Below are 20154 nucleotides of genomic sequence, written 5' to 3' on the forward strand. Positions count from 1 at the left end.
AGCACCACCGCTGTCGTCGTGGTCGCGGGCACCGGCATCGGTTTCGCCCAGACGGAGCAGTTCGGAACCGACCAGGTGGGCCAGACCACCGCGCAGGGTCAGGTCGTCTCCGACGACCAGTACATCGCCCCGTACGGCAACCGCCTGGTCATCAACGACGGCAAGATCATGTCGTCCACGGTGAGCCCGGACGGCAAACACCTCGCGGCATCGCTGACCGACGGCGGGATGGCGATGTCCATCGTGGACCTCAAGAACTGGAGGGTGCAGCAGCTCGTCGGCAACAGCGCCGCGGCGAACCTGCGCATCCCCGGCAACGACGTGGGTCAGGAAGGGCCGACGTACTCGCCCGATGGCAAGTCGCTGTGGCTGGGCCAGATCGACGGCTACCGCAAGTTCACCGTGAACCCGGACGGCACCGTCGCCAACCCGACGTTCGTGTCGATTCCTGCGGACGGGCCCAAGCACGCGCTCGTGGGACAGGCGGTGTTCTCGCCCGATGGCTCCACGGTGTACTCCGCCGTGAACGGCCAGAACCGGGTGGTCGCCCTCGACGCGGGGACCGGGGCCATCAAGCAGAGCTGGACCGTGGGCAACGCCCCGCGTGACCTGGTCCAGGTCGGCTCGAAGCTGTACGTCAGCAACGAGGGTGGGCGTGCGGCGAAGCCCGGCGAGTCCACGATGAACTCCTACAACACCCAGGTCCCGGCCGACCCGAACACCGGCGCCACCACCACCGGCACGGTCAGCGTCATCGACCTGGCGAACCCGGCCGCGGCGCCGGCGAGCATCGACGTCGGGCTGCACCCGACCGCGCTGTACGCCAAGAACGGGGCGCTGTTCGTCACCAACACCGCCAGCAACGACGTCTCGGTCATCGACACCGGCAAGAACAAGGTCGTCCAGACCATCGCCACCCAGCCGTGGCCGGAAGCGTCGGTCGGCTACGAGCCCAACGCGGTGACGCTCACCGACGACGGTCACCTGCTGGTGACGCTCGGGCGCGCCAACGCGGTCGCCGTCTACCGCTACGCGAACCCGCTGGAGCCGGCCGGCTACGTCGGCCTGCTCCCGACGGACTACTTCCCCGCGGAGATCACCAGCTCGGGCAACGACGTGCTGGTCTCCAACACCCGTGGCATCGACGCCCGGCGCCCCGCCGACAAGGCCGGTCACGGCACCCACGACACGACGTCGAGCCTGCAGCGCTTCACGCTGCCGGACGACCGGACCATCAAGGCCCAGACGGGCAAGGTCTTCAGCCAGAACGGCTGGAACGGCGCTCCCGCGGCCCCCGCGGGCAACGGCAACGTGCCGCCGATGCCGGTCCCGGTGAAGCTCGGCGATCCCTCGACGATCAAGCACGTCTTCCTGATCGTCAAGGAGAACCGGACCTACGACCAGCTCTACGGCGACATGCCGCAGGGCAACGGCAACCCGGCGCTGGCGCAGTTCGGTGAGAACGTGACGCCGAACCAGCACGCGCTCGCTCGGCAGTTCGGGCTGTACGACAACACCTACGACATCGGCACGAACTCCGCCGAGGGCCACAACTGGCTGATGCAGGCCGACAACCCGGAGTACACCGAGTCCTCGGCCGGTGAGTACAAGCGCAGCTACGACACCGAGGACGACGCGCTCGGCCACCAGCGATCCGGCTTCATCTGGACCGGTGCGCAGGCGGCTGGCAAGTCCGTCAAGGACTTCGGCGAGTTCCAGTCGATCGAGAAGAAGCCGGCCGGCGCCACCTGGCAGAACTACTACTGCGACACCAAGAACATGGAAGCGACCGGGCAGCCGACCGCCTACCCGATCCAAACGGGCTCGGCGATCCCCTCGCTCAACAAGGTGTCGGTGCCCGGCTTCCCGATGTTCGACCTCAACGTCCCGGACATCTACAAGTACCAGATCTGGAAGCAGGACTTCGAGAAGAACGGTCCGGCGAACCTGAACATGCTCTGGCTGTCCAACGACCACACCGGTGGCCCGGCGAGCCCGACCGCCCAGGTCGCGGACAACGACCTCGCCACCGGCAAGATCGTTGACGAGATCTCCCACAGCCCGTACTGGAAGGACTCGGCGATCTTCGTCGTCGAGGACGACTCCCAGGCCGGGCTCGACCACGTCGACGGCCACCGCGCCCCGATCCAGATCATCAGCCCCTGGGCCAAGCACGGCGCCGTCGACAACCACTACTACTCCCAGATCACGATGATCCGGACCATCGAGCAGATCCTCGGGATCCGCCCGATGAACCAGAAGGACAGCGCGGCCAGCCCGATGCGGGGGCGTTCACCCCGACGCCCGATCTCGCGCCGTTCACCGCGCAGCCCAACCGGGTCTCGCTGACCGATGGCTTGAAGACCCCGCCTCCCTGCGGTGCGGACACCCCCGCGCCGCAGAACACCGCTGCCGCGACCGTGTCGTCGCAGCCGGTGCCGGCGGACGAGCAGCAGGTGGCGGCGCAGTGGGACCAGTGGCTGGCGCAGCAACACCTGTCCGGACCGAACGCCAAGCCCGACTCCGCGAACCCCGTGCAGATGGACCACTTCACGTGGTACCAGACGCACGGGTGGACGCAGCCCTACCCGGGTGAGAACAAGATCTACGCACCGGCCGATGTGCCGGGTGCCTACATCCCCTCCTCGGATTCCGACGGCTGACGCGGGTCGACCACCGCACCAAGAGGGCTTGGCCGGCTCCACGTCGGCCAAGCCCGCTGCTCGTGCCATCGTCGAGGGCGACCGGGGCGTTGCCCTCCCGTCCGGCTGAGCATCGCGTCTGCGCAGCTCACGGACGTTCGCCCCGGGGAACGTGCCACTCGTTCGACTGCGGCGGTTCAGGAATCGCCCGCCCGGTCGTGATGGGCGGGTGACTCGGTGCCGGTGTAGGTGTAGTAGGCCGTCTGCTGCTGGTGCAGACCGATGAAGCCCAGCAGCCGGACGGTGAACTCCTCGTAGAACTGGTCCACGGTCTGGGGGATGTTGTAGAAGGTGGGGATCATCGGGTACACGGTGGCGCCCGCTTCGGCCACCTGCGTGAGGTTGCGCAGGTGGATGAGGTTGAAGGGGGTCTCGCGCACGCACAGCACCAGCGGTCGCCGTTCCTTCATCGCCACGTCGGCGGCCCGCTCGATGAGGGTGTTCGCCGTGCCGTTCGCGATCCGCCCGGCCACTCCCAGCGCACAGGGCACGATCAACATGCCCCAGGACGGGTAGCTCCCGGACGTGGGCCCGCCGGCCAGATCATCCGGGTCCCAGGCCACGACCTTGCCCGCCGTGGGGCGCCCGCCCAGCACGAGATCGGCAGCAGTACCGGCGGCGTCCCGGCCGGTCTCGTGCGCGATCAACTGGCGGCCCGCCTGCGAGACCATCAGGTCGACCTGCCCGACCCTGTCGTCCTGGACCAGGGCCTGCAGGACGAACCGCGCCATCCGGGTGCCGCCCGCACCGGTCACCGCCAACGTGATATTCCGCTGCTCCGCCATCTGCTCATCCCAATCGGTCCACGGCGGCCGGTCGGCACCCGGCCGCGCTGGGACGAGCAGAGCAAGCGCGGTACTTGATCGCAAAAGCGCGGTGTCATCGACCGTCCGGAGCTCGTGCGCGGGGTCCGCTTCGACACCGCCGCGGTCGAGCGGGGTTTCACGGCCGCGCGGTGCCGCGCGCCTCGGCGCGGAAGGCGAGTGGGGTCCGGCCGTCGTGCTTGCGGAAGAACTTGTTGAAATCGCCGGGGTTCCGGAAACCCAGCAGGCGGGCGACGTCGGCGGAGGTGGCGTCGGTGTGCACCAGGAGCCGTTTGGCCTCCAGCACGATGCGGGCGTCGAGGTGGGCCTTGGCCGTGGTGCCGGAGGCGGCCAGCGCGGCACGGGTGAGGGTCCGGGTGCTGTAGCCCAGGGCGGCGGCGTAGTCGGCGACGCGGTGGGTGCGGGTGAAGTCGCGTTCGACGGCGGCGCGGAACCGTTCGAAGGGCCCGTCCGGCGGTGCCGCCGTCGACGGCTCCGGGCCGGCGTGGGCCAGGCGCAGCAGCAGGACCGCCAACAGCGCGCGCAACACCTTGTTGTGGGCCTCCAACGTCAGGGTGCCCAGCTCGTCGTACTCGGCGAGCAGGTGCCGACGGGCCTGGTCGACCAGGTCGGCGGTGGGACCGGTCGGCAGCACCGGGGGCTCGCCGAGCGGTGGATCGACGGCCACGAAACCCGGGCGCCAGATCACGATCACTCCGCGCGAGCGGTGCAGCGCGCCGCCCGGCTCGGCCGCGTACTGGTGGACCTGGCCCGGCCGCACCCACAGCCAGCCGCCCGGCTCGATGACGTGGGTGGCGAAGTCCACCGCGTGCGGCAGCGGTTCGGCGTCCGCGGCGACGTGGATGAGGTGGTGGAAGTCCGGTCGCTGCGGGGTGGCCAGATCGATCTCCCGCCGCCTGCCCCGTTCGCGCAGCTCGGCGAAGTCCACCACGTCCATCCCGATCGGCGTGCTCAGCCCCGGCCGGTAGGAGACGTCGGTGATGTCCGCCATCGCGCATGCAACCGTTCTTGTCCGATTCTTCCCATGCCTTGTCGCCAGCGTACCCGGTTGCCAGCGGTATCGGCGCTTAGCGTGGGGGAGTCGGACCTTGGATGACCGAAAAGGAGAAGCGCGCGACTCGCGGAGCCGGGACTGCGGGGCCGCGTGCTCGGCATTCCCCTCGATTTCCAGGAGGAGACCATGGCTTACGACGACCTCCGGTCGTTCCTGCACGCGCTGGAGCAGGAGGGACAGCTGCTGCGCATCCCCGACGAGGTGGCGCCCGAGCCCGACCTGGCCGCGGCGGCCAACGCCGCCGGGCGCATCGGGGAGGGCGCGCCCGCGCTGTGGTTCGACCGGGTCACGGGCTTCACCGACGCGCGGATCGTGATGAACGTGCACGGTTCGTGGCGCAACCACGCGCTCGCCCTGGGGTTGCCCAAGGAGACCCCCACCCGTGAACAGGTCGAGGAGTTCGCCCGCCGCTGGGACGACTTCCCCGTCACACCGCAGCGGCGGGAGGACGCGCCGTGGCGGGAGAACGCGGTCACCGGCGCGGACATCGACCTGTTCGACGTGCTCCCGCTGTTCCGGCTCAACGACGGTGACGGCGGGTTCTACTTGGACAAGGCCGCCGTGGTCTCCCGCGACCCGGACGCACCGGAGGACTTCGGCCGGCAGAACCTGGGCACCTACCGCATCGAGGTCATCGGCCGGGATCGCCTTGCGCTGCAACCGGTTCCGATGCACGACATCGCCCAGCACCTGCGCAAGGCCGAGGAACGCGGGGAAGACCTCCCGGTGGCCATCACGCTGGGCAACGACCCGGTGGTGCCGATCGTGGCGGGCATGCCGATGGCCTACGACCAGTCCGAATACGAGATGGCCGGTGCGCTGCGCGGCGCGCCGATGCCCATCGCCACCGCACCGCTGACCGGCTTGGACGTGCCGTGGGGATCGGAAGTGGTGATCGAGGGCCGCATCGAATCGCGGGTGCGGCAGATCGAGGGGCCGTTCGGGGAGTTCACCGGGCACTACTCCGGCGGGCGTCGGATGCCGGTGGTGCGCATCGACCGGATCTCCTTCCGCAGCAACCCGATCTTCGAGTCGTTGTACCTGGGAATGCCGTGGACCGAGTGCGACTACCTGGTGGGGCCGAACACCTGCGTGCCGCTGCTCAAGCAGCTGCGCGCGGAGTTCCCCGAGGTGCGCGCCGTGAACGCGATGTACACCCACGGGCTGCTGGTGATCATCTCCACCGCGAAGCGCTACGGCGGGTTCGCCAAGGCCGTCGGCATGCGGGCGATGACCACACCGCACGGACTCGGCTACGTCAGCCAGGTCATTCTGGTCGACGAGGACGTGGACCCGTTCGACCTGCCGCAGGTGATGTGGGCGCAGTCGGCGAAGGTCAACCCGGCCGAGGACGTGGTGGTCCTGCCGAACCTGTCGGTGGTGGAACTGGCTCCGGCCTCCCACCCGGCGGGCATCACCAGCAAGATGATCGTCGACGCGACGACCCCGGTGCCACCCGACGTGCGCGGCAACTTCGGCACCCCCACCAAGGACCTGCCGGAGACCCCGGCGTGGGCCGAGCGCCTGCGCTCGCTGCTCGCGGTGCGCTGAAAACCCTTGCCAGAAGGGAGGAACCCGATGAACGCCGAGAGAACCCGTCGCCCGGCCGCGCCGCACACCGGGACCCTCGGCGAGGCGCGACCGGTTCGAAGACAGGCGCTCAAACTCCCCGGTGCGAGGCGTCGAGGAACCTCTCGCGGTGGATGCGCCGGGGAGCCATCCGGCGCCGCTTCAGCGCCTTCGTGCCGGCCTCGATCATCGCCGGCGGTCCGCACAGGTAGGCGCTCATCCCGCGGCACGACGGGAAATCCGCCACCACGACGTCGGTGACGAGCCCGACCGCGCCGGACCACTCCTGCTCGCTCAGGCAGGGCCGGTAGCGGAACCGGGGATCCTCGGCGGCGAGGGCTCGGAAGAACTCCCCGTCGTAGAGGTCCGCCTCGGTCCGGCCGCCGTGGTAGAGGTGCAGCTCCGGGACCAGGTCGTGTTCCAGCGCATCCCGCGCGATCGACTTCAGCGGGGCCAGCCCGGTGCCGCCGCCGATCAGGATCGCCGGTTCCTCCTGCCGTCGGAGGCCGAAGTCGCCCAGCGGCCCGGTGAGCTCCACCCGGTCGCCCACCCGCAGCGACGTGAACATCCACCCGTCGGTCGCCACGCCGCCCGGGGTGCGGCGGACGTGGAACTCCAGATTCCGGGGCTCCCACGGCGGATTCGCCATCGAGTACTGCCGGGTCAGGCCGCTGCCGGGCACGGCGATCTCGGCGTACTGCCCGGCGTGGAAGCCCATCGGCTCGTCCAGCTCGACCACGATCCGGCGGATCTCCCGGGCGATGTCGTCGAGCGCGGTGACCGTGCCGGTGAAGTCCCGCAGCGGGTGGCGCTCCCGGTCGTCGTCGGGCACCGGCTCGACCGGTTCCAGCAGCAGCGCGGTGCGCGGGCTGGCCTGGCAGGCGAGCGCGATCCCGGCCGCGCGTTCCTCCGCGGTGAGCGCGTGCTCCGACGACCCGCGGTGGTCGACCTCGCCGGAGACCACGCGCATCTTGCAGCTGCCGCAGGTGCCCTGCGTGCACGAGTGCGGCAGCCACAGGCCCTCGCGCAGGCACGCGTCCAGCACCGCCTGCTCCCCGCCGCACACCGCGGGCCGCTCGAACCCGCTGATCCGGATCTCGTGGGTGTCGCTCATCGCGATCCTCCGTCCCGCCCGCCACGTCGACGTCCGCGCTGTTCCGGGGCGGCCGGGCCACCACCCGCGCAGCGCGAGTCCTCGGCGCTCATTCACACTCCCCACTTCACGCGCAGTTCTCGGGGGCCGCGGAATCCCCAGCCCCAGAAGTCGACCTCGTAGCGGTCGTCGCGCTCGATGTTGGGGATCGCCTCGAACAGCTCCTCCAGACCGATGCGGACCACCTCGGTGGCGAAGTAGATCCCCGCGCAGGCGTGCTTGCCCGCGCCGAACGCCAGGTGCGGGATCGAGGCGCGGTCCAGGTCGTACCGCGAGGGAGCGCCGTAGTCGTGCTCGTCGTGGTTGGCCGAGCCGTAGGACATCATCACCACCGACCCGGCCGGCAGGTGCACACCGTCGATCGTCATGTCCTGCTTGTTGCGCCGGGCCACCGCCGACCAGATCGGCGCGGTCCAGCGCACGCCCTCCGAGATCGCCCGCCGGATCAGCGACGGGTCGTCGACCACCCGCTCCAGCTGGTCGGGCCGGGTGAACAGACCGGCGACGGTGGAGGCCATCGCGTGCCCCGGCTCCTGCATCGCGCCCAGCAGGAACACGAACAGGTTCGGGTAGATCACCTCGCGGTCGCGGACCTGGCCCGCGGGCATGCCGTCGTGCAGCCAGTGCGACAGCGCGGAGTCGTTCGGCTCGGTGGTCCACCGGTCCAGCAGCGGGTCGCAGATCTCCCGGATCTCCGCCTTGGCCTCGTCGCCGGGGTCGAACCCGCGCGGGTTGGCGAAGTTCCCGTCGGCGTCCACCGCGGCGTTGGTGAACGAGACGCTCAGCTTGTGGAACCACTCGCGCAGCTTGTCCGAGGACACCTCGTGCAGGCCGAGCAGATCGCCGAGGCTGCGCACGCTCACCGGCTCGCAGTACTGCGCGACCAGGTCGGCTTCGCCGTCCTGCTCGAACGCTTCCAGGTAGCGGCGGGCGATCGGGCGGGCCAGGCCCTCCACGTACCGGTCCACCTCGCTGGGCTGCAGGCCGGGGTCGACCATCGCGCGCAACTCGTCGTGCTGGGCTCCGTTGGCGTCGAGCACCGCCGGGTCGCCGAAGGTGCGCCGCCCGGCCGGCGTGATCACCCCCTCGAAGTCGGTGTCGTCGGATCCCGCGATCCGGCGGCACATCTCCTTGGTGGAGGCGACCCAGCAGCCGAGCGCGGGCACGTAGGCCAACGGCGCCTCCTCGCGGAGCCGGGCGTAGAACGGGTACGGATCGTTCTCCAGTTCCTCGATGGTGACCTCGGCGATCCAGCTCGGGACGGTAGCGGTCATCGCTCCTCCAGGACTCGCAGGAATTCCGGTGGCGGGCGGCGGAATCCGCGCTCCACCGCGATGTGCCGGGAACTGAAGCAGCCGGCGCAGCACGTCGTCGATCCGCCGGGCGCGGCGCCGGTACGCGATGCGCGCGCGGACTCGGACGCAACCGGTCTCAATCCGGATGGACAGCGTCGTCCGCGCTGGTCGGCGGGATGTCCGCGGAACGCGGCGACGATCCGGAACGTGCGATCGGCATGACCCGGGTCTCACCGGACGTGTCGGCGGTGTGTTACACGAGGGAACGGACATCGGCGTCCGGGTGAGAGGAGGCGGCGTGGTCACCCTTCCTGCCGGAGACTTCCGCGCGATCGACACGTCCGACTGGCACGAGGCGCACCACGCGGTGGCCGATGCGTACTTCCCGCACGAACTCACCGCGCTGTCCGGCGGCCGCCGCCCGGACCTGTCGATGCGCACCGTCGACCTGGGGCCGGTGACGATCGGGCGTCTGCGCTGGGGCGTGGACGTGGCGATCGACTGCGACTACCCCGGAGCCGTCGAGGTGAACATGCCGCTGTCCGGACGTCTGGAGTCGCGGCACGGCCGGGACGCGGTGGTCTCGGTCCCAGGCGCGGGCACGATCTTCCCGGCGAACACGGCCACCCCGATCACCCGCTGGTCACGGGACTGCACGGTGGTGGGCGTGAAGTTCGACCGCGCGCGGCTGGCGCGGGAGGCCGAACGCGTGCTCGGCGGCTCACCCCGTGCGCTGCCGCCGCAGCTCGACGGCCGGAGTACCGCGGCGCGCGGCTGGCTGCACTTCGTGCGCGGCCTGGCCTGCGAGCTGGACGGGATGCGGGCGCTGATGAGCGCGGAGCCGGTGCGCGAACAACTGGCCGGTGCGATCACCGCCGGGTTCCTGCTGGCCACCCAGCCCGGCCGGGAGTCCGCGCCGCCGGCCCGACCGCGGATCGTGCACCGGGTGCTGGACCGGGTGCAGGCCGATCCGGCGCGGGCCTGGACGGCGGCCGACATGGCCGAGGTCGCGGGCGTGAGCGTGCGGCGGCTCCAAGAGGGCTTCCAGCAGTACCTGGGCACCTCACCGTCGGCCGCGCTGCGGGAGATCCGGCTGGAGCGGGTGCACGCCGACCTCGTCGCCGCCGACGGTCGGCGCACCGTCACCGAGATCGCCACGCGGTGGGGCTTCGCGCACATGGGCCGGTTCGCCGCGTCCTACCGGCGCCGCTACGGCCTCAGCCCGGCGGAATCGCTGCGGCGATGAACGCTGCCCGGTAACCGGGTCCCCGGAGCCGGTCGTGGGGGACCGGGGCAGCTCCGCCGGTCGGTGCTGGGGCGGGGAGTCCGCGGATCGGGCCGCGGCTGGCGTCAGCGGTCCGTGTCGGGCTGGGCGGCAGCCCGGCCCTGGTCGTGGGTGGCGGCCCAGCTGGCCAGGAGCGTGAGGGCGTCCGCGGCCGGGGTGTCGGGAGCGGCGTTGTAGACGGTGATGGACAGCCCTTCGTCGCCGGGCAGGTCGAGACTTTCGTGGAACAGTTCCAGCTCGCCCACCGCCGGGTGGTCGAACCGCTTGGTTCCCCCGGTGTAGACGTGCACGTCGTGCGCGCCCCACATGGTGCGGAAGGCATCGCTGCGGGTGGACAGTTCACCGATCAGGTTGTGCAGCTCGCGGTCGTAGGGGTTCTTGGCGGCCTCGACCCGCAGCACCCCGACTCCGTCGCGGGCCACGCGTTCCCAGTCGGGGTAGAACCGGGTGGCCCGCGGGTCGAGGAAGGTGAACCGGCAGGGGTTGACGGGCTCGTGCTCGAACGCCTGGTGGTGCAGGGCGCGGGCGAGCGGGTTGGCCGCGAGGATGTCCATGCGGTTGTTGCGGACGTACGCGGGCTGGTCGTGCAGGCCCTCGATGATGCGCAGCACGCTGGACCGCACGGTGGCCTTCTCGGGGCGGTGCCGGACGCGGGCCGCCCTGGCGTTGGCCGCGCGGGCCAGCGCGTGCAGGTGATCCCGCTCGGTCTCGCCGAGCCGCAGGGCCTGGGCGAGGGCGTCCAGGACGTTGTCCGAGACCCCGCCGAGGTTGCCGCGTTCCAGGCGGGTGTAGTACTCGACGCTGACTCCTGCCAGCATCGCCACCTCGCTCCGGCGCAGCCCGGGCACGCGGCGCTTGCCGTGCACCGGCAGACCCGCCTGCTCCGGTGAGATCTTGTCGCGGCGGGACTTCAGGAACGCGCTGACTTCGGCCCGGTGGTCCACAGCCCCAGCGTAGGAGGACGCCGCGGCCGGTGGGGGTCCCTGCCAGTACCCGTCTCGGTGGGCACTCCCACGCCCCTGAACAGCTGCCTAGCGTGGTGGGCATGACGACTCCGGAGTTCACGCTCAACAACGACGTGGTGATGCCGGCGATCGGGTTCGGCGTCTTCCAGGCCCCGCCCGAGGAGACGACCGCGGCGGTGCAGGAGGCGCTGCGGGTCGGCTACCGGCACATCGACACCGCGGCGGCCTACGGCAACGAGCGGGAGGTCGGGGAGGCGGTGCGCCGGTCGGGTCTGTCCCGGGACGAGGTGTTCCTGGAAACCAAGGTCTGGATCACCGACTACGGCTACGACCAGACCCTGCACGCCTTCGACAAGGCCGCGGGCAAGCTCGGCGTCGAGCAGCTCGACCTGCTGATCCTGCACCAGGCGCTGCCCGGCGAGTTCGACTTGACCATCCAGGCGTACCAGGCGCTGGAGAAGCTCTACGCCGACGGCAGGGTCCGCGCGATCGGCGTGTCGAACTTCATGCCGGACCACCTCGACCGGCTGCTGGCCGAAACCCGGGTGGTGCCCGCGGTCAACCAGATCGAGGTGCATCCGTACTTCCGCCAAACCGAGCTGCTGGCCTACGACGCCGAACACGGCATCCTCAACCAGGCTTGGTCGCCGATCGGCGGCATCACCTTCTACCCGGGGTGGGGTGGTGAGAACCGCACGAGCACCCTGGACGATCCCACGATCGGCGAGATCGCGACCGCGCACGGCAAGACCCCGGCTCAGGTGATGCTGCGCTGGCACCTGCAACAGGGTCGCCAGGTGATCCCGAAGTCGGTCACCCCGGCGCGCATCGCGGAGAACTTCCAGGTCTTCGATTTCGAGCTGACCGCAGACGAGCTGGCCGCGATCGACGCGCTGGACACCGGTATCCGCGGTGGTCCGGAGCCGGCGGACATCACCCGCGGGACCTTCGCCATCGACATCCCCGAAGCTTGAGGAGGACATCTGTGCACACGCGCACGCTCGGTCAGGGCCTGGAGGTTTCGGCGGTCGGCCTCGGCTGCATGGGCATGTCGCAGGGGTACGGCCCCAACCCCGGTGACCGCGACGACATGATCGGGGTGATCCGGTACGCCGTCGAGCAAGCGGGCATCACCTTCTTCGACACCGCCGAGGTCTACGGTCCCTACGTCAACGAGGAGCTCGTCGGTGAAGCGCTCGCACCCGTGCGCGAGCAGGTCGTGATCGCCACCAAGTTCGGGTGGAACATCCAGGACGGGCGGATGGTCGGGACGAACTCCCGACCCGAGCAGATCCGGCGGGTGGCCGACGAATCCCTGCGGCGGCTCGGGATCGACGTGATCGACCTGTTCTACCAGCACCGGGTCGACCCGGAGGTGCCGATCGAAGACGTCGCCGGGACGGTGGGTGAGCTCGTCGAAGCCGGCAAGGTCCGGCACTTCGGGCTCTCCGAGGCCGGCGCGGGCACGATCCGCCGCGCCCACGGCGTCCACCCGGTCACCGCCGTGCAGAGCGAGTACTCGCTGTGGACCCGCGACCCCGAGCCGGAGGTGCTGCCGGCCTGCGCCGAGCTCGGCATCGGCTTCGTGCCGTTCAGCCCGCTCGGCAAGGGCTTCCTCACCGGCACCGTGAGCACCACCACCGCGTTCGCCGACGGCGACATCCGGAACACGATCCCGCGGTTCGCCGCGGGCAACATCGACGCCAACGAGGCGCTGGTGAGCCACGTCCGCGCCCTCGCCGAGGCCAAGGGCACCACGCCCGGCCAGATCGCGCTGGCCTGGCTGTTGGCCCAGCAGCCGTGGATCGTGCCGATCCCCGGCACCCGCCGCCGCGGCCGGGTCGACGAGAACGCCGCGGCCACGCAGGTCGCGCTGTCCGCCGACGAAGTCGCCGAACTCGACGCCCTCGCCTCCCGCGTCGGCGTCCACGGCGACCGCTACAACGCCGCGGGCATGGCCATGGTCGGCCTCTGAGGGGCAGTCCGCCGCCCGGTGCCCCGCGGATTCTGCCGCGCGGACGCGTCACCTGCCGAGGTGGCGGCACACGACCATCTGCCGACACCTCGGCGGGGATCAGCCCGGGAACGGGCCCAGCAGGCGCACCGCGTTGCGCCCCCGGATCGCGGCAACGGTCTCGGCGTCGAATTCGGCGGCGAGCAACCGGTCCACGGGATCTTCGACGCCCATGTCGAACGGGTAGTCGCTGCCCAGCGTCACTTGGCCGGAGCCCATCGTCCCGACCAGGTGGCGCAGTTGTTCGGGGGTGTAGACCAGGGAGTCCACGAAGGTGCGGCGGACCAGCTCGCTGGGCGGCGCGGTGGTCGTGCGCGCATCGCCCCGCACGGACCACGCGTGATCGGCTCGCACGAGGTAGCTACCGAGGTAACCTCCGCCGTGCGCCGACCAGATCCGCAGTCGCGGATGGCGTTCCAGCAGGCCCGAGAACGCGATCCTCGACAACGCCAGAGCCGTTTCCACGGGGTTGCCGACGGTGTTGAACAGGTAGTAGGCGTTCAACCGCTCCCCGAGGGTGCAGCCCCACGGGTGGATCAGCACCGCGGCGTCGAGTTCCTCGACCGCGGCCCAGAAATCCGCCAGCGACGGATCGTCGAGTTCCACTCCCGGCGCGGCGGCGGTGGAGATCTGCACCCCGCGCATGCCCAGCTCGCGTACCGCGGTCCGCAACTGCTCCACGGCCAGATCAGGGTGTTGCAGCGCGACGGTGCCGATCCCGACGAGCCGGTCCGCCCGCCTGGTGCAGTACTCGGCGACGGCCTCGTTGGTGAGCGCGGTGATGCGCTCGGCGAGAGCACGTTGCGCCCAGGCGTGCGGCAACGGGACCGGGCTCACGGCTTGGACGTCCACACCAGCCCGATCCATCGCCGCGAGCCGAACGTCCACATCGGTCAACCGCACGGCCAGCGAGCGAAGCTGCTCGACGTTGTGGGCCGCCGAGGCCGGCCCGAGGGCGGCGGTGTCCGCGGCTCGCTGCCGGGCCAGCCCCGGCTCGTCGGCGATCACCTCGTCGACGGCGGGCACCGCGAGGTGGGCGTGCACGTCGACCGTCGGCACGGTGCGGGGCATCAGCTCTCCTCCGGGGAACTCACAACGGCGCCAGCGCGGCGGTGGTCACTTCGAACGCCGCGGCGTCGGGGTCGATGTCGAGGGTGTGGTCCTGTTCCCAGCGGCCGATGCGTTCGGAGCCTTCGACGACCGTTTTGCAGCGCGCGAAGCGGCGCTGCATGAAGCTGGCGAGGACCTGTTCGACCGGTGCCTGCTTGGCGATCTCCTCGGCGAGCACGACCCCGTCCTCGATGGCCTGGGCGCCGCCCTGGCCGCAGTGCGGCGAGGTGCCGTGTGCCGCGTCGCCGATCAGCAGGACGCGTCCGCGGTGCCACGGTGCGGGCAGCAGGATGTTGTCGACCGGGCGGTAGACGACTTCGGCGTCGTCGCGCACCAGTTCGCGGTGTTCGGCGACCGGTCCACCGTATTCGGCGAGCCGGTTGCGGTATTCGGCCGCCAGTCCGTCCTGCGGTAGCCGCAGCGGTGCACCGTCGGGCACTTTCTCGATGGTGAGCATGTACATCAGGTCCGGCGCGAGCGGAACGAACCCCGCGGTCCCGCGCGAACCCCGGTACATCCAGAGGCGGTCGAGCTCCGGGATGCGCGGCAGGTTGACGCGCCAGGCGACCTGGCCGGTGAACTTCGCCTTGTGCTGGTCACCGAAGACCCGCTCGCGCAGCCGGGAGTACAGCCCGTCGGCACCCACCACGAGGTCGTACGAGCGGTGCCGCCCATCGCTGAACCCGATGTGGACCGCGTCCGGTTCCTGCTCCAATGTGGACACCGTGACTCCGGTGCGGATGTTCGCGCCGGAGTCGTTCGCCGCCGAGACCAGGATGTCGTGCAGCCGACGACGGGTGATGCCGTTGTTCGGCGGCAGGCCGGGTACGGCCGACGGGAAGGTGTTGTCCCGCAAGAGAGTCCCGCCGTCGGCCGTCCAGCTGCGCACGCCCAGGATGGGATACCCCTGCGCGACGCACTGCTCGGCGACTCCCAGCCGGTCGAGTGCCCGCAACGCGTTGCCCGGCTGGATGATGCCGACGCCGTACACCGACCACGTGGCGTTCTTCTCGACCAGGTCGACCTCGACTCCGATCCGGCGCAGCGCGATGGCGGCCGACAGGCCGCCGATCCCGCCGCCGACGATGAGCGCCCGCCGCACGCTCATCGCGCGCTGCCCGCCCGCTCGCCGAAGAAGTCGCGCACGCTCTCGTCGGCGACGGCCGCGTGCTGCCTGTCCGCGGCTTCGCCGGCCGGGAGCGGCCAGGCGTCGTGAAATCCTTCGGGCGCTTCGACGTTGCGCCAGATGCTCTGGCCGGGGTTGCCGCCGGCGGCCCGGTAGGTGGTGGTCTCCCAGTCGGGCATGGTGTTGACCCAGCCTCCCGCGTTGATCTCCATCCGGAACCCGCCGGGTTCGCGGACGTAGAGGTAGGTGATCTCGTCGATGCCGTGAACGCCCGGTCCGAACTCGATCGGTGTGTCGTTGGCCAGGAAGATCTCGGCCGCCCGTTCCACGTCCTGGCGCTGGTCGACGCGGAAGGCGATGTGGTGGGCGCGTCCGGTCATGCCGCTGAAGTCGGGCACGAGCGCGAGGTCGTGGGTGGAGCGGATGCCGTTGCAGGTCAGGGTCGAGAACACCGCGAAGCCCGGCTCGACCTCGGTCCGCGCGGTGTGGCGGGCTCCGAGCCGCTTGTAGAAGTCGATGTCGCCGCGCATGTTCTGGGTGGGCATGGTGACGTGGTCGAGGTAGCGGGCGCCGATCCCCTTCCCGGAGAACCGCTGCGGCCGGTTCTTGACCACCGGGTCCTGCTTCTCCTGCGGTGCCTGGTACCGGTCGACCTCCCAGAACACCTCGTGCAGATGCCGGCCGTGCGGGGCCCGGTACCGGTAGGTTGCGCCGTGCCCGGTCCAGTCGTCGACCCAGCCGACCGCTTCCTCGGTGTCGGCCAGCCGCTTGGCGATGATCTCGGGGTCCTCCGGGCCGTAGGTGCGCCAGCCGATCCGGCCGACACCGGGCTCGCGGCCCTCGGTGATGATGAGGCTGGAGTGCAGCCACTCGGCCCAGCCGCGCAGGTACACCGACTGTCCCTCGCGCGTGGTCTCCTCCAGCCCGAACACCTCCTTCATCCACTCGACGGTCTCGTCCGGCTTCGGGCTGATCAGCTCGACGTGCGCGAGCTGGGACAACAGGATCTCGGACATCCGAACTCCTCGGTTTTTGCGGGGAAGTCGTGAAGGGGATCAGGCCAGGCAGGTCAGTGGTCGGCCGCCGTTGTAGGCGACCATGTCGCGCAGAGCGGCCCCGGCATCGAGCTGTTCACCGGAGTCCTCGGCGTAGGCCGCGTGCAGGTTGCCGACGATCCGCTCGCGGTCGGTCCAGGCCGCGAACCGGCCGAGGTCGGTCTGCCGGGCCAGTTCCAGCGGGCTCAGGCCCGCCTGTCGGCCCCGTGCGGCGACATCGAGGACGAACCGCAGGTAGTCCAGCACCTCGCCGATGACCTCCGGCCCGCACACCGGGCCGTGCCCGGGGACGATCGTGGTGGCGCCGAGCGGAGCGAGGAAGTGTTCGAGGACCTCGATGGAGCCCCGCACCGACCCGGACAGCAGGAACGGGGTGCCGCCGTTGAACAGGAGATCACCGGCGAAGAGCACGCTGTGCTCCGGAAGCCAGACCACGACGTCGTTGGTGGTGTGCGCGGTCCGACCGGGGTGGATCAGCTCGCAGCGCAGCTCGTCCACCCACACCGCGATGCGGTCGGTGAACGTCAGGAACGGGAGCTGGAGTTCGAGCGCACCGTAGTCCACATCGGACCAGACGCCGCCGTTGGCGGGCAGCCCGAGCGCCCGCATCTCGGGCCGGGCCTGCTCGTGCGCGACGATCGTGGCGTTCGGGAAGAAGCCGTTCCCGGCCGTGTGGTCGGGGTGGTGGTGGGTGTTGACCAACGTCCGCACCGGGGCGGTGGTCACACCCGCGATCGCCGCGAGCAGATCTCGGGTGCGGCGTTCGGTCGCGCATGCGTCGATGCACAGCACACCGGACCGGCCGGTGACGAAACCGCTGTTGTTGATCATCCAACTGCCGTCGGGCTGCACGAAGGCGTGGACGCCGTCGGCGACCTCCTCGACGCGTCCTGGCCCCGGGCGGCTCATCGGGATTCCTCCACGCACGCGTTGCGCTGGACACCGATGCCGGAGATCGCCGCCTCCAGCACATCCCCCGGTCGCAACCAGCGCTGCCACTTCCCCCCGTTGCCGGCCGGGCTGCCGGTGAGGACCAGGTCCCCCGGGTACAGCGTGGTCGCCGCCGAGGCGGCCGCGACCAGCGCCTCGACGTCGAAGAGCAGGTTCGCCGCGACGTCGGACTGCTTGCGCTCCCCGTTGAGGTCGAGGGTGATCGCAAGTTCCCGGTAGTCCGGCAGCACCTCGACCGGGACGAGGAACGGGCCGGTCGGCAGGAAGGTGGGGCGGTTCTTCGCCCGCACCCAGTCGCCGCCCAACGGCCGGTGCTCCGCGGGGAACTGGAGGTCGCGTGCGCTGACGTCGTTGCACACGGTGAACCCGGCGACGTGTTCCATCGCGCGTTCGCGCGGCACCCGGTGAGCGGTCTTGCCGATCACCGCGGTCAGCTCGACCTCCCAGTCCACCTGCGCGGACTCGGCCGGCAGCAGCACGTCGTCGTCCGGCCCGCAGATCGCCGCGGGCAGGCCCGCGAAGAAGAACGGGCTGCCGGTCCGGACCTTGTCATCCATCATCCGCTCGGCGTCCCGGCGCAGTTCGTCGTCGCTGCGCGTGTCGCCGGATTCCCGGCTGGAGAGGACGATCTCCGCGACGTGGTTGCGGTAGTTGGCGCCGGCCTGGAGGATCTGGCGCGGCTCCACGGGCGCCCGCACGGACAGTTCGGCCAGCGGTTTGCCGCCCCCGCTGTCCAGGGTCGCGGCCAGCTCCGGCAGCCGGGTCCGCACCGCCTCCCAGTCGTCCAGCAGATCCCGAACGGTCAGCCCTTCCGCACCGATCCCCGTACCGTCCAGGCGCAGCACCCGGTCACCCGAGACGAGACCGGCGAAGCTGCCGGCCGCGTCCGAGAAGGTACCGAGGGCGTAGCCATCGACCCGTCGCGTCATCGCGTCCTCCTTCGACGCGTTCGACGCTAAGGGCGGCGAGCATGAACGCGGAAATGCCCGGTGTGAATACCAGCTATCGCACGACCGCGAGCAGTTGCTCACGCAGCCAGCGATGCCCGGGGTCGGCGTCCCGACGGCTGTGCCAGTACGCGGACTCGCGCACCGGGCGCAGCGGGAACTCGGGTTCCAGCAACACGATGTCGGCGGCGGGTGCGAGTTGCTCGCCGAGGCTTTCCGGGATGATCGTGACCAGGTCCGTACCGGCCAACAGGAGCGGCATGGTGATGAGGTTGACCGACCTCGCCTCCACCCGCGGGGTGATCCCGGCGCGGTCGAGATCCTCGTCCATCAAGCTGAAACCGCTCGGCGGCGCGAAGGCCAGGTACGGGTACTCGGCAAGCGCGCGGGGCGGAAGCGATTGCCCGGCCAAGGCGTGCTGCGACCACACGGCGCCCACGTACCGGTCGCGGAGCACGGGTGCGCTCGAACACGAGCCCGGCACCACGCCCTCGGCCAGCACCTCGGGCAGGATGACCAGGTCGAATTCGTCGCGCTCGATCATGCGCGCGGGGTCGGCGGACAGCCCGCCCAAGTCCAACCGGACGTTGGGCACCACACCGTTCACCCGTTCCAGCAGCGGCCGAATCAACACGACGCCCACGTAGTCGCTGGCGACCAGGTTGAAGGTCCGTTCGTCGCGCGCGGGATCGAAGTCCGGAGGCGCCACGATGTGCTGCTCGATCGTCGCGAGCACCTCCCGCACCGGCCCGATGAGCGCCTCACCGCGCGGCGTCAACCGCAGGTAGCGCCCCTGCTTCACCAGCAGCGGATCGCCCAGGGTCTTGCGCAGGCGGGCCAGCGCGGTGCTCGTCGCCGGCTGGGACATGTGCAGCCGCTCGGCGGCGCGGGTGACGTTCTGCTCGCGCAGGAGCGCGTCGAGCACGACCAGCAGGTTGAGATCGAGCTGTCCCACGTTCACACCAGTCATCCTTCCCACGCCACCGCGATCCTACGAGCCATCCACCACGCGAATACCAGCGAGCCGATCTGTGCATTTCCGCCGAGGTGGGGCAGTTGCCTAGCATCGCCGCGGACCACCGAGGAGGCATCATGCGATTCGTCCGGCACCGGACGGATCAGGGCCCGAGACTCGCCGTGCTCGACGACGAGGACGTCCTGATCGACCTACCCGCCGCGCTCGACCTGCCGACGCTGCTCGGCGACGACGGCAGGCTGTTCGAGACCGCCGACACCGCGTTGCGCACGGCTTCGCGGGGAGTCCCGCTGGACGCGGCCGACCTGACGGCACCGCTCGATCCGCCGACCGTGCGGGACTTCTCCACCTTCCCGGAGCACACCGCCGGCATCGCCCGGAACCGCGATCCGGACGCCGGGGTTCCGGAGGAGTTCTGGGAAATTCCGGCGTTCTACTTCTCGAACCCCTATGCCACCGTCGGCCCGCACGACGACGTTCCGGTGCCGCCCGGATGCGAGCGGTTCGACTTCGAGCTGGAGGTGGCCGCCGTGGTCGGCCGCGCAGGGCGGGACCTCACCGTCGCCCAGGCAGCCGAGCACATCGCCGGTTTCGTGGTGTTCAACGACTTCTCCGCGCGCGACGTCCAGTTCCACGAGATGCGGCTGCGGCTCGGTCCGGCCAAGGGCAAGGACACCGCGACCGCACTCGGCACCGTGTTCGTGACCGCCGACGAACTCCAGGACCGGGCCTCGGGCACGTCCTACGACCTGACCATGCGGGTCCTGGTCAACGACGAACCGATCGGTGCCGACCGGCTGGACAACATGGCCTGGAGCTTCCCCGCCCTGGCCGCCTACGCCTCGCGCGGCACCTGGATCCGCCCGGGCGACCTGCTCGGTTCGGGAACCTGCCGCAACGGATGCCTGGCCGAGTTGTGGGGCCGATACGGCGAGGACGTCCACCCGCCGTTGCGGCCCGGCGACGTCGTCACCACCGAAGTCGAACTGCTCGGCGGCACCCGCAACCGCATCGTGCCGGGCGGTGCACCGCACGAGATCCGTCCCGGGGGCGGGCCGGGGAACGCGTGCTGGTGACCGAGCACGCCGCCCTCCCCGGACGCGCAGCGGGAAGTCCTCGGCACCGTGG

18 protein-coding genes are annotated in these 20154 nt (G+C 70.6%); 7 read left to right on the top strand and 11 right to left on the bottom strand.

What is annotated here, in order from left to right; genetic code table 11:
* Positions 1-18: 18 nt before the first annotated feature.
* The gene (locus NV263_RS11665) at positions 19-2349 is read left to right on the top strand and encodes an alkaline phosphatase family protein (protein WP_263252944.1); all 2331 of its coding nucleotides are present in this window, start codon (positions 19-21) and stop codon (positions 2347-2349) included.
* An 8-nt stretch (positions 2350-2357) separates the two neighbouring features.
* Positions 2358-2663 (top strand): hypothetical protein, encoded by a 306-nt coding sequence (locus NV263_RS30795; protein ID WP_263252946.1) that lies wholly within the window; start codon positions 2358-2360, stop codon positions 2661-2663.
* 176 nt (positions 2664-2839) lie between these two features.
* Here NV263_RS30795 and NV263_RS11675 read toward each other — a convergent pair whose 3' ends face one another.
* Both NV263_RS11675 and NV263_RS11680 read right to left on the bottom strand, forming a co-directional pair.
* Complete coding sequence (locus tag NV263_RS11675) at positions 2840-3487, bottom strand: UbiX family flavin prenyltransferase (RefSeq protein WP_263252947.1); 648 nt, start codon at positions 3485-3487, stop codon at positions 2840-2842.
* 157 nt (positions 3488-3644) lie between these two features.
* Positions 3645-4517 carry a helix-turn-helix domain-containing protein gene (locus tag NV263_RS11680; protein ID WP_263252949.1) on the bottom strand — a complete coding sequence of 291 codons (873 nt, stop codon included), beginning with the start codon at positions 4515-4517 and terminating at the stop codon, positions 3645-3647.
* A gap of 189 nt (positions 4518-4706) precedes the next feature.
* On the opposite strand from NV263_RS11680, the gene NV263_RS11685 reads away from it, so the two are divergent.
* Positions 4707-6131, top strand: coding sequence for a non-oxidative hydroxyarylic acid decarboxylases subunit C (locus NV263_RS11685; protein ID WP_263252950.1), 1425 nt, complete (start codon positions 4707-4709; stop codon positions 6129-6131).
* A 109-nt stretch (positions 6132-6240) separates the two neighbouring features.
* Here the strand turns inward: NV263_RS11685 and NV263_RS11690 are convergent, their stop codons facing one another.
* Entirely contained in the window at positions 6241-7263 is a 1023-nt protein-coding gene (locus NV263_RS11690) for an NADH:ubiquinone reductase (Na(+)-transporting) subunit F (protein WP_263252951.1), read from the bottom strand.
* Between the two features lie 92 nt (positions 7264-7355).
* Positions 7356-8576: a cytochrome P450 gene (locus NV263_RS11695; protein WP_263252952.1), complete on the bottom strand. Its 1221-nt coding sequence runs from the start codon at positions 8574-8576 to the stop codon at positions 7356-7358.
* Positions 8577-8895: 319 nt separating this feature from the next.
* Between NV263_RS11695 and NV263_RS11700 the strand changes: the two genes are divergently transcribed.
* Positions 8896-9843: an AraC family transcriptional regulator gene (locus NV263_RS11700; RefSeq protein WP_263252953.1), complete on the top strand. Its 948-nt coding sequence runs from the start codon at positions 8896-8898 to the stop codon at positions 9841-9843.
* Between the two features lie 104 nt (positions 9844-9947).
* On the opposite strand, the gene NV263_RS11705 is transcribed toward NV263_RS11700, so the two are convergent.
* Complete coding sequence (locus NV263_RS11705) at positions 9948-10826, bottom strand: helix-turn-helix transcriptional regulator (RefSeq protein ID WP_263252955.1); 879 nt, start codon at positions 10824-10826, stop codon at positions 9948-9950.
* A gap of 101 nt (positions 10827-10927) precedes the next feature.
* Here NV263_RS11705 and NV263_RS11710 point away from each other — a divergent pair, with 101 nt between their 5' ends.
* A complete protein-coding gene (locus NV263_RS11710; RefSeq protein ID WP_263252957.1) occupies positions 10928-11821 on the top strand; it encodes an aldo/keto reductase in 894 nt (297 codons plus the stop codon).
* A gap of 11 nt (positions 11822-11832) precedes the next feature.
* Positions 11833-12822 (top strand): aldo/keto reductase, encoded by a 990-nt coding sequence (locus NV263_RS11715; RefSeq protein WP_263252958.1) that lies wholly within the window; start codon positions 11833-11835, stop codon positions 12820-12822.
* A 99-nt stretch (positions 12823-12921) separates the two neighbouring features.
* Here NV263_RS11715 and NV263_RS11720 read toward each other — a convergent pair whose 3' ends face one another.
* From NV263_RS11720 to NV263_RS11745, 6 genes are all read right to left on the bottom strand, one after another.
* The gene (locus NV263_RS11720; protein WP_263252960.1) at positions 12922-13932 is read right to left on the bottom strand and encodes an amidohydrolase family protein; all 1011 of its coding nucleotides are present in this window, start codon (positions 13930-13932) and stop codon (positions 12922-12924) included.
* A 19-nt stretch (positions 13933-13951) separates the two neighbouring features.
* Positions 13952-15079 (bottom strand): FAD-dependent monooxygenase, encoded by a 1128-nt coding sequence (locus NV263_RS11725; RefSeq protein ID WP_263252962.1) that lies wholly within the window; start codon positions 15077-15079, stop codon positions 13952-13954.
* Positions 15076-16113 carry a VOC family protein gene (locus tag NV263_RS11730; RefSeq protein ID WP_263252964.1) on the bottom strand — a complete coding sequence of 346 codons (1038 nt, stop codon included), beginning with the start codon at positions 16111-16113 and terminating at the stop codon, positions 15076-15078. Before NV263_RS11730 ends, NV263_RS11725 begins: the two co-directional genes overlap by 4 nt.
* A gap of 39 nt (positions 16114-16152) precedes the next feature.
* Complete coding sequence (locus NV263_RS11735) at positions 16153-17061, bottom strand: MBL fold metallo-hydrolase (protein ID WP_263252966.1); 909 nt, start codon at positions 17059-17061, stop codon at positions 16153-16155.
* Positions 17058-18032 (bottom strand): fumarylacetoacetate hydrolase family protein, encoded by a 975-nt coding sequence (locus tag NV263_RS11740; protein WP_263252967.1) that lies wholly within the window; start codon positions 18030-18032, stop codon positions 17058-17060. Before NV263_RS11740 ends, NV263_RS11735 begins: the two co-directional genes overlap by 4 nt.
* A gap of 73 nt (positions 18033-18105) precedes the next feature.
* Positions 18106-19011: a LysR family transcriptional regulator gene (locus NV263_RS11745; RefSeq protein WP_263252968.1), complete on the bottom strand. Its 906-nt coding sequence runs from the start codon at positions 19009-19011 to the stop codon at positions 18106-18108.
* A 131-nt stretch (positions 19012-19142) separates the two neighbouring features.
* Between NV263_RS11745 and NV263_RS11750 the strand changes: the two genes are divergently transcribed.
* Positions 19143-20102, top strand: coding sequence for a fumarylacetoacetate hydrolase family protein (locus NV263_RS11750; RefSeq protein ID WP_263252970.1), 960 nt, complete (start codon positions 19143-19145; stop codon positions 20100-20102).
* Positions 20103-20154: the final 52 nt, after the last annotated feature.

This window comes from Saccharopolyspora rosea, assembly GCF_025643595.1.
Classification (GTDB): Bacteria; Actinomycetota; Actinomycetes; order Mycobacteriales; family Pseudonocardiaceae; genus Saccharopolyspora; species Saccharopolyspora rosea.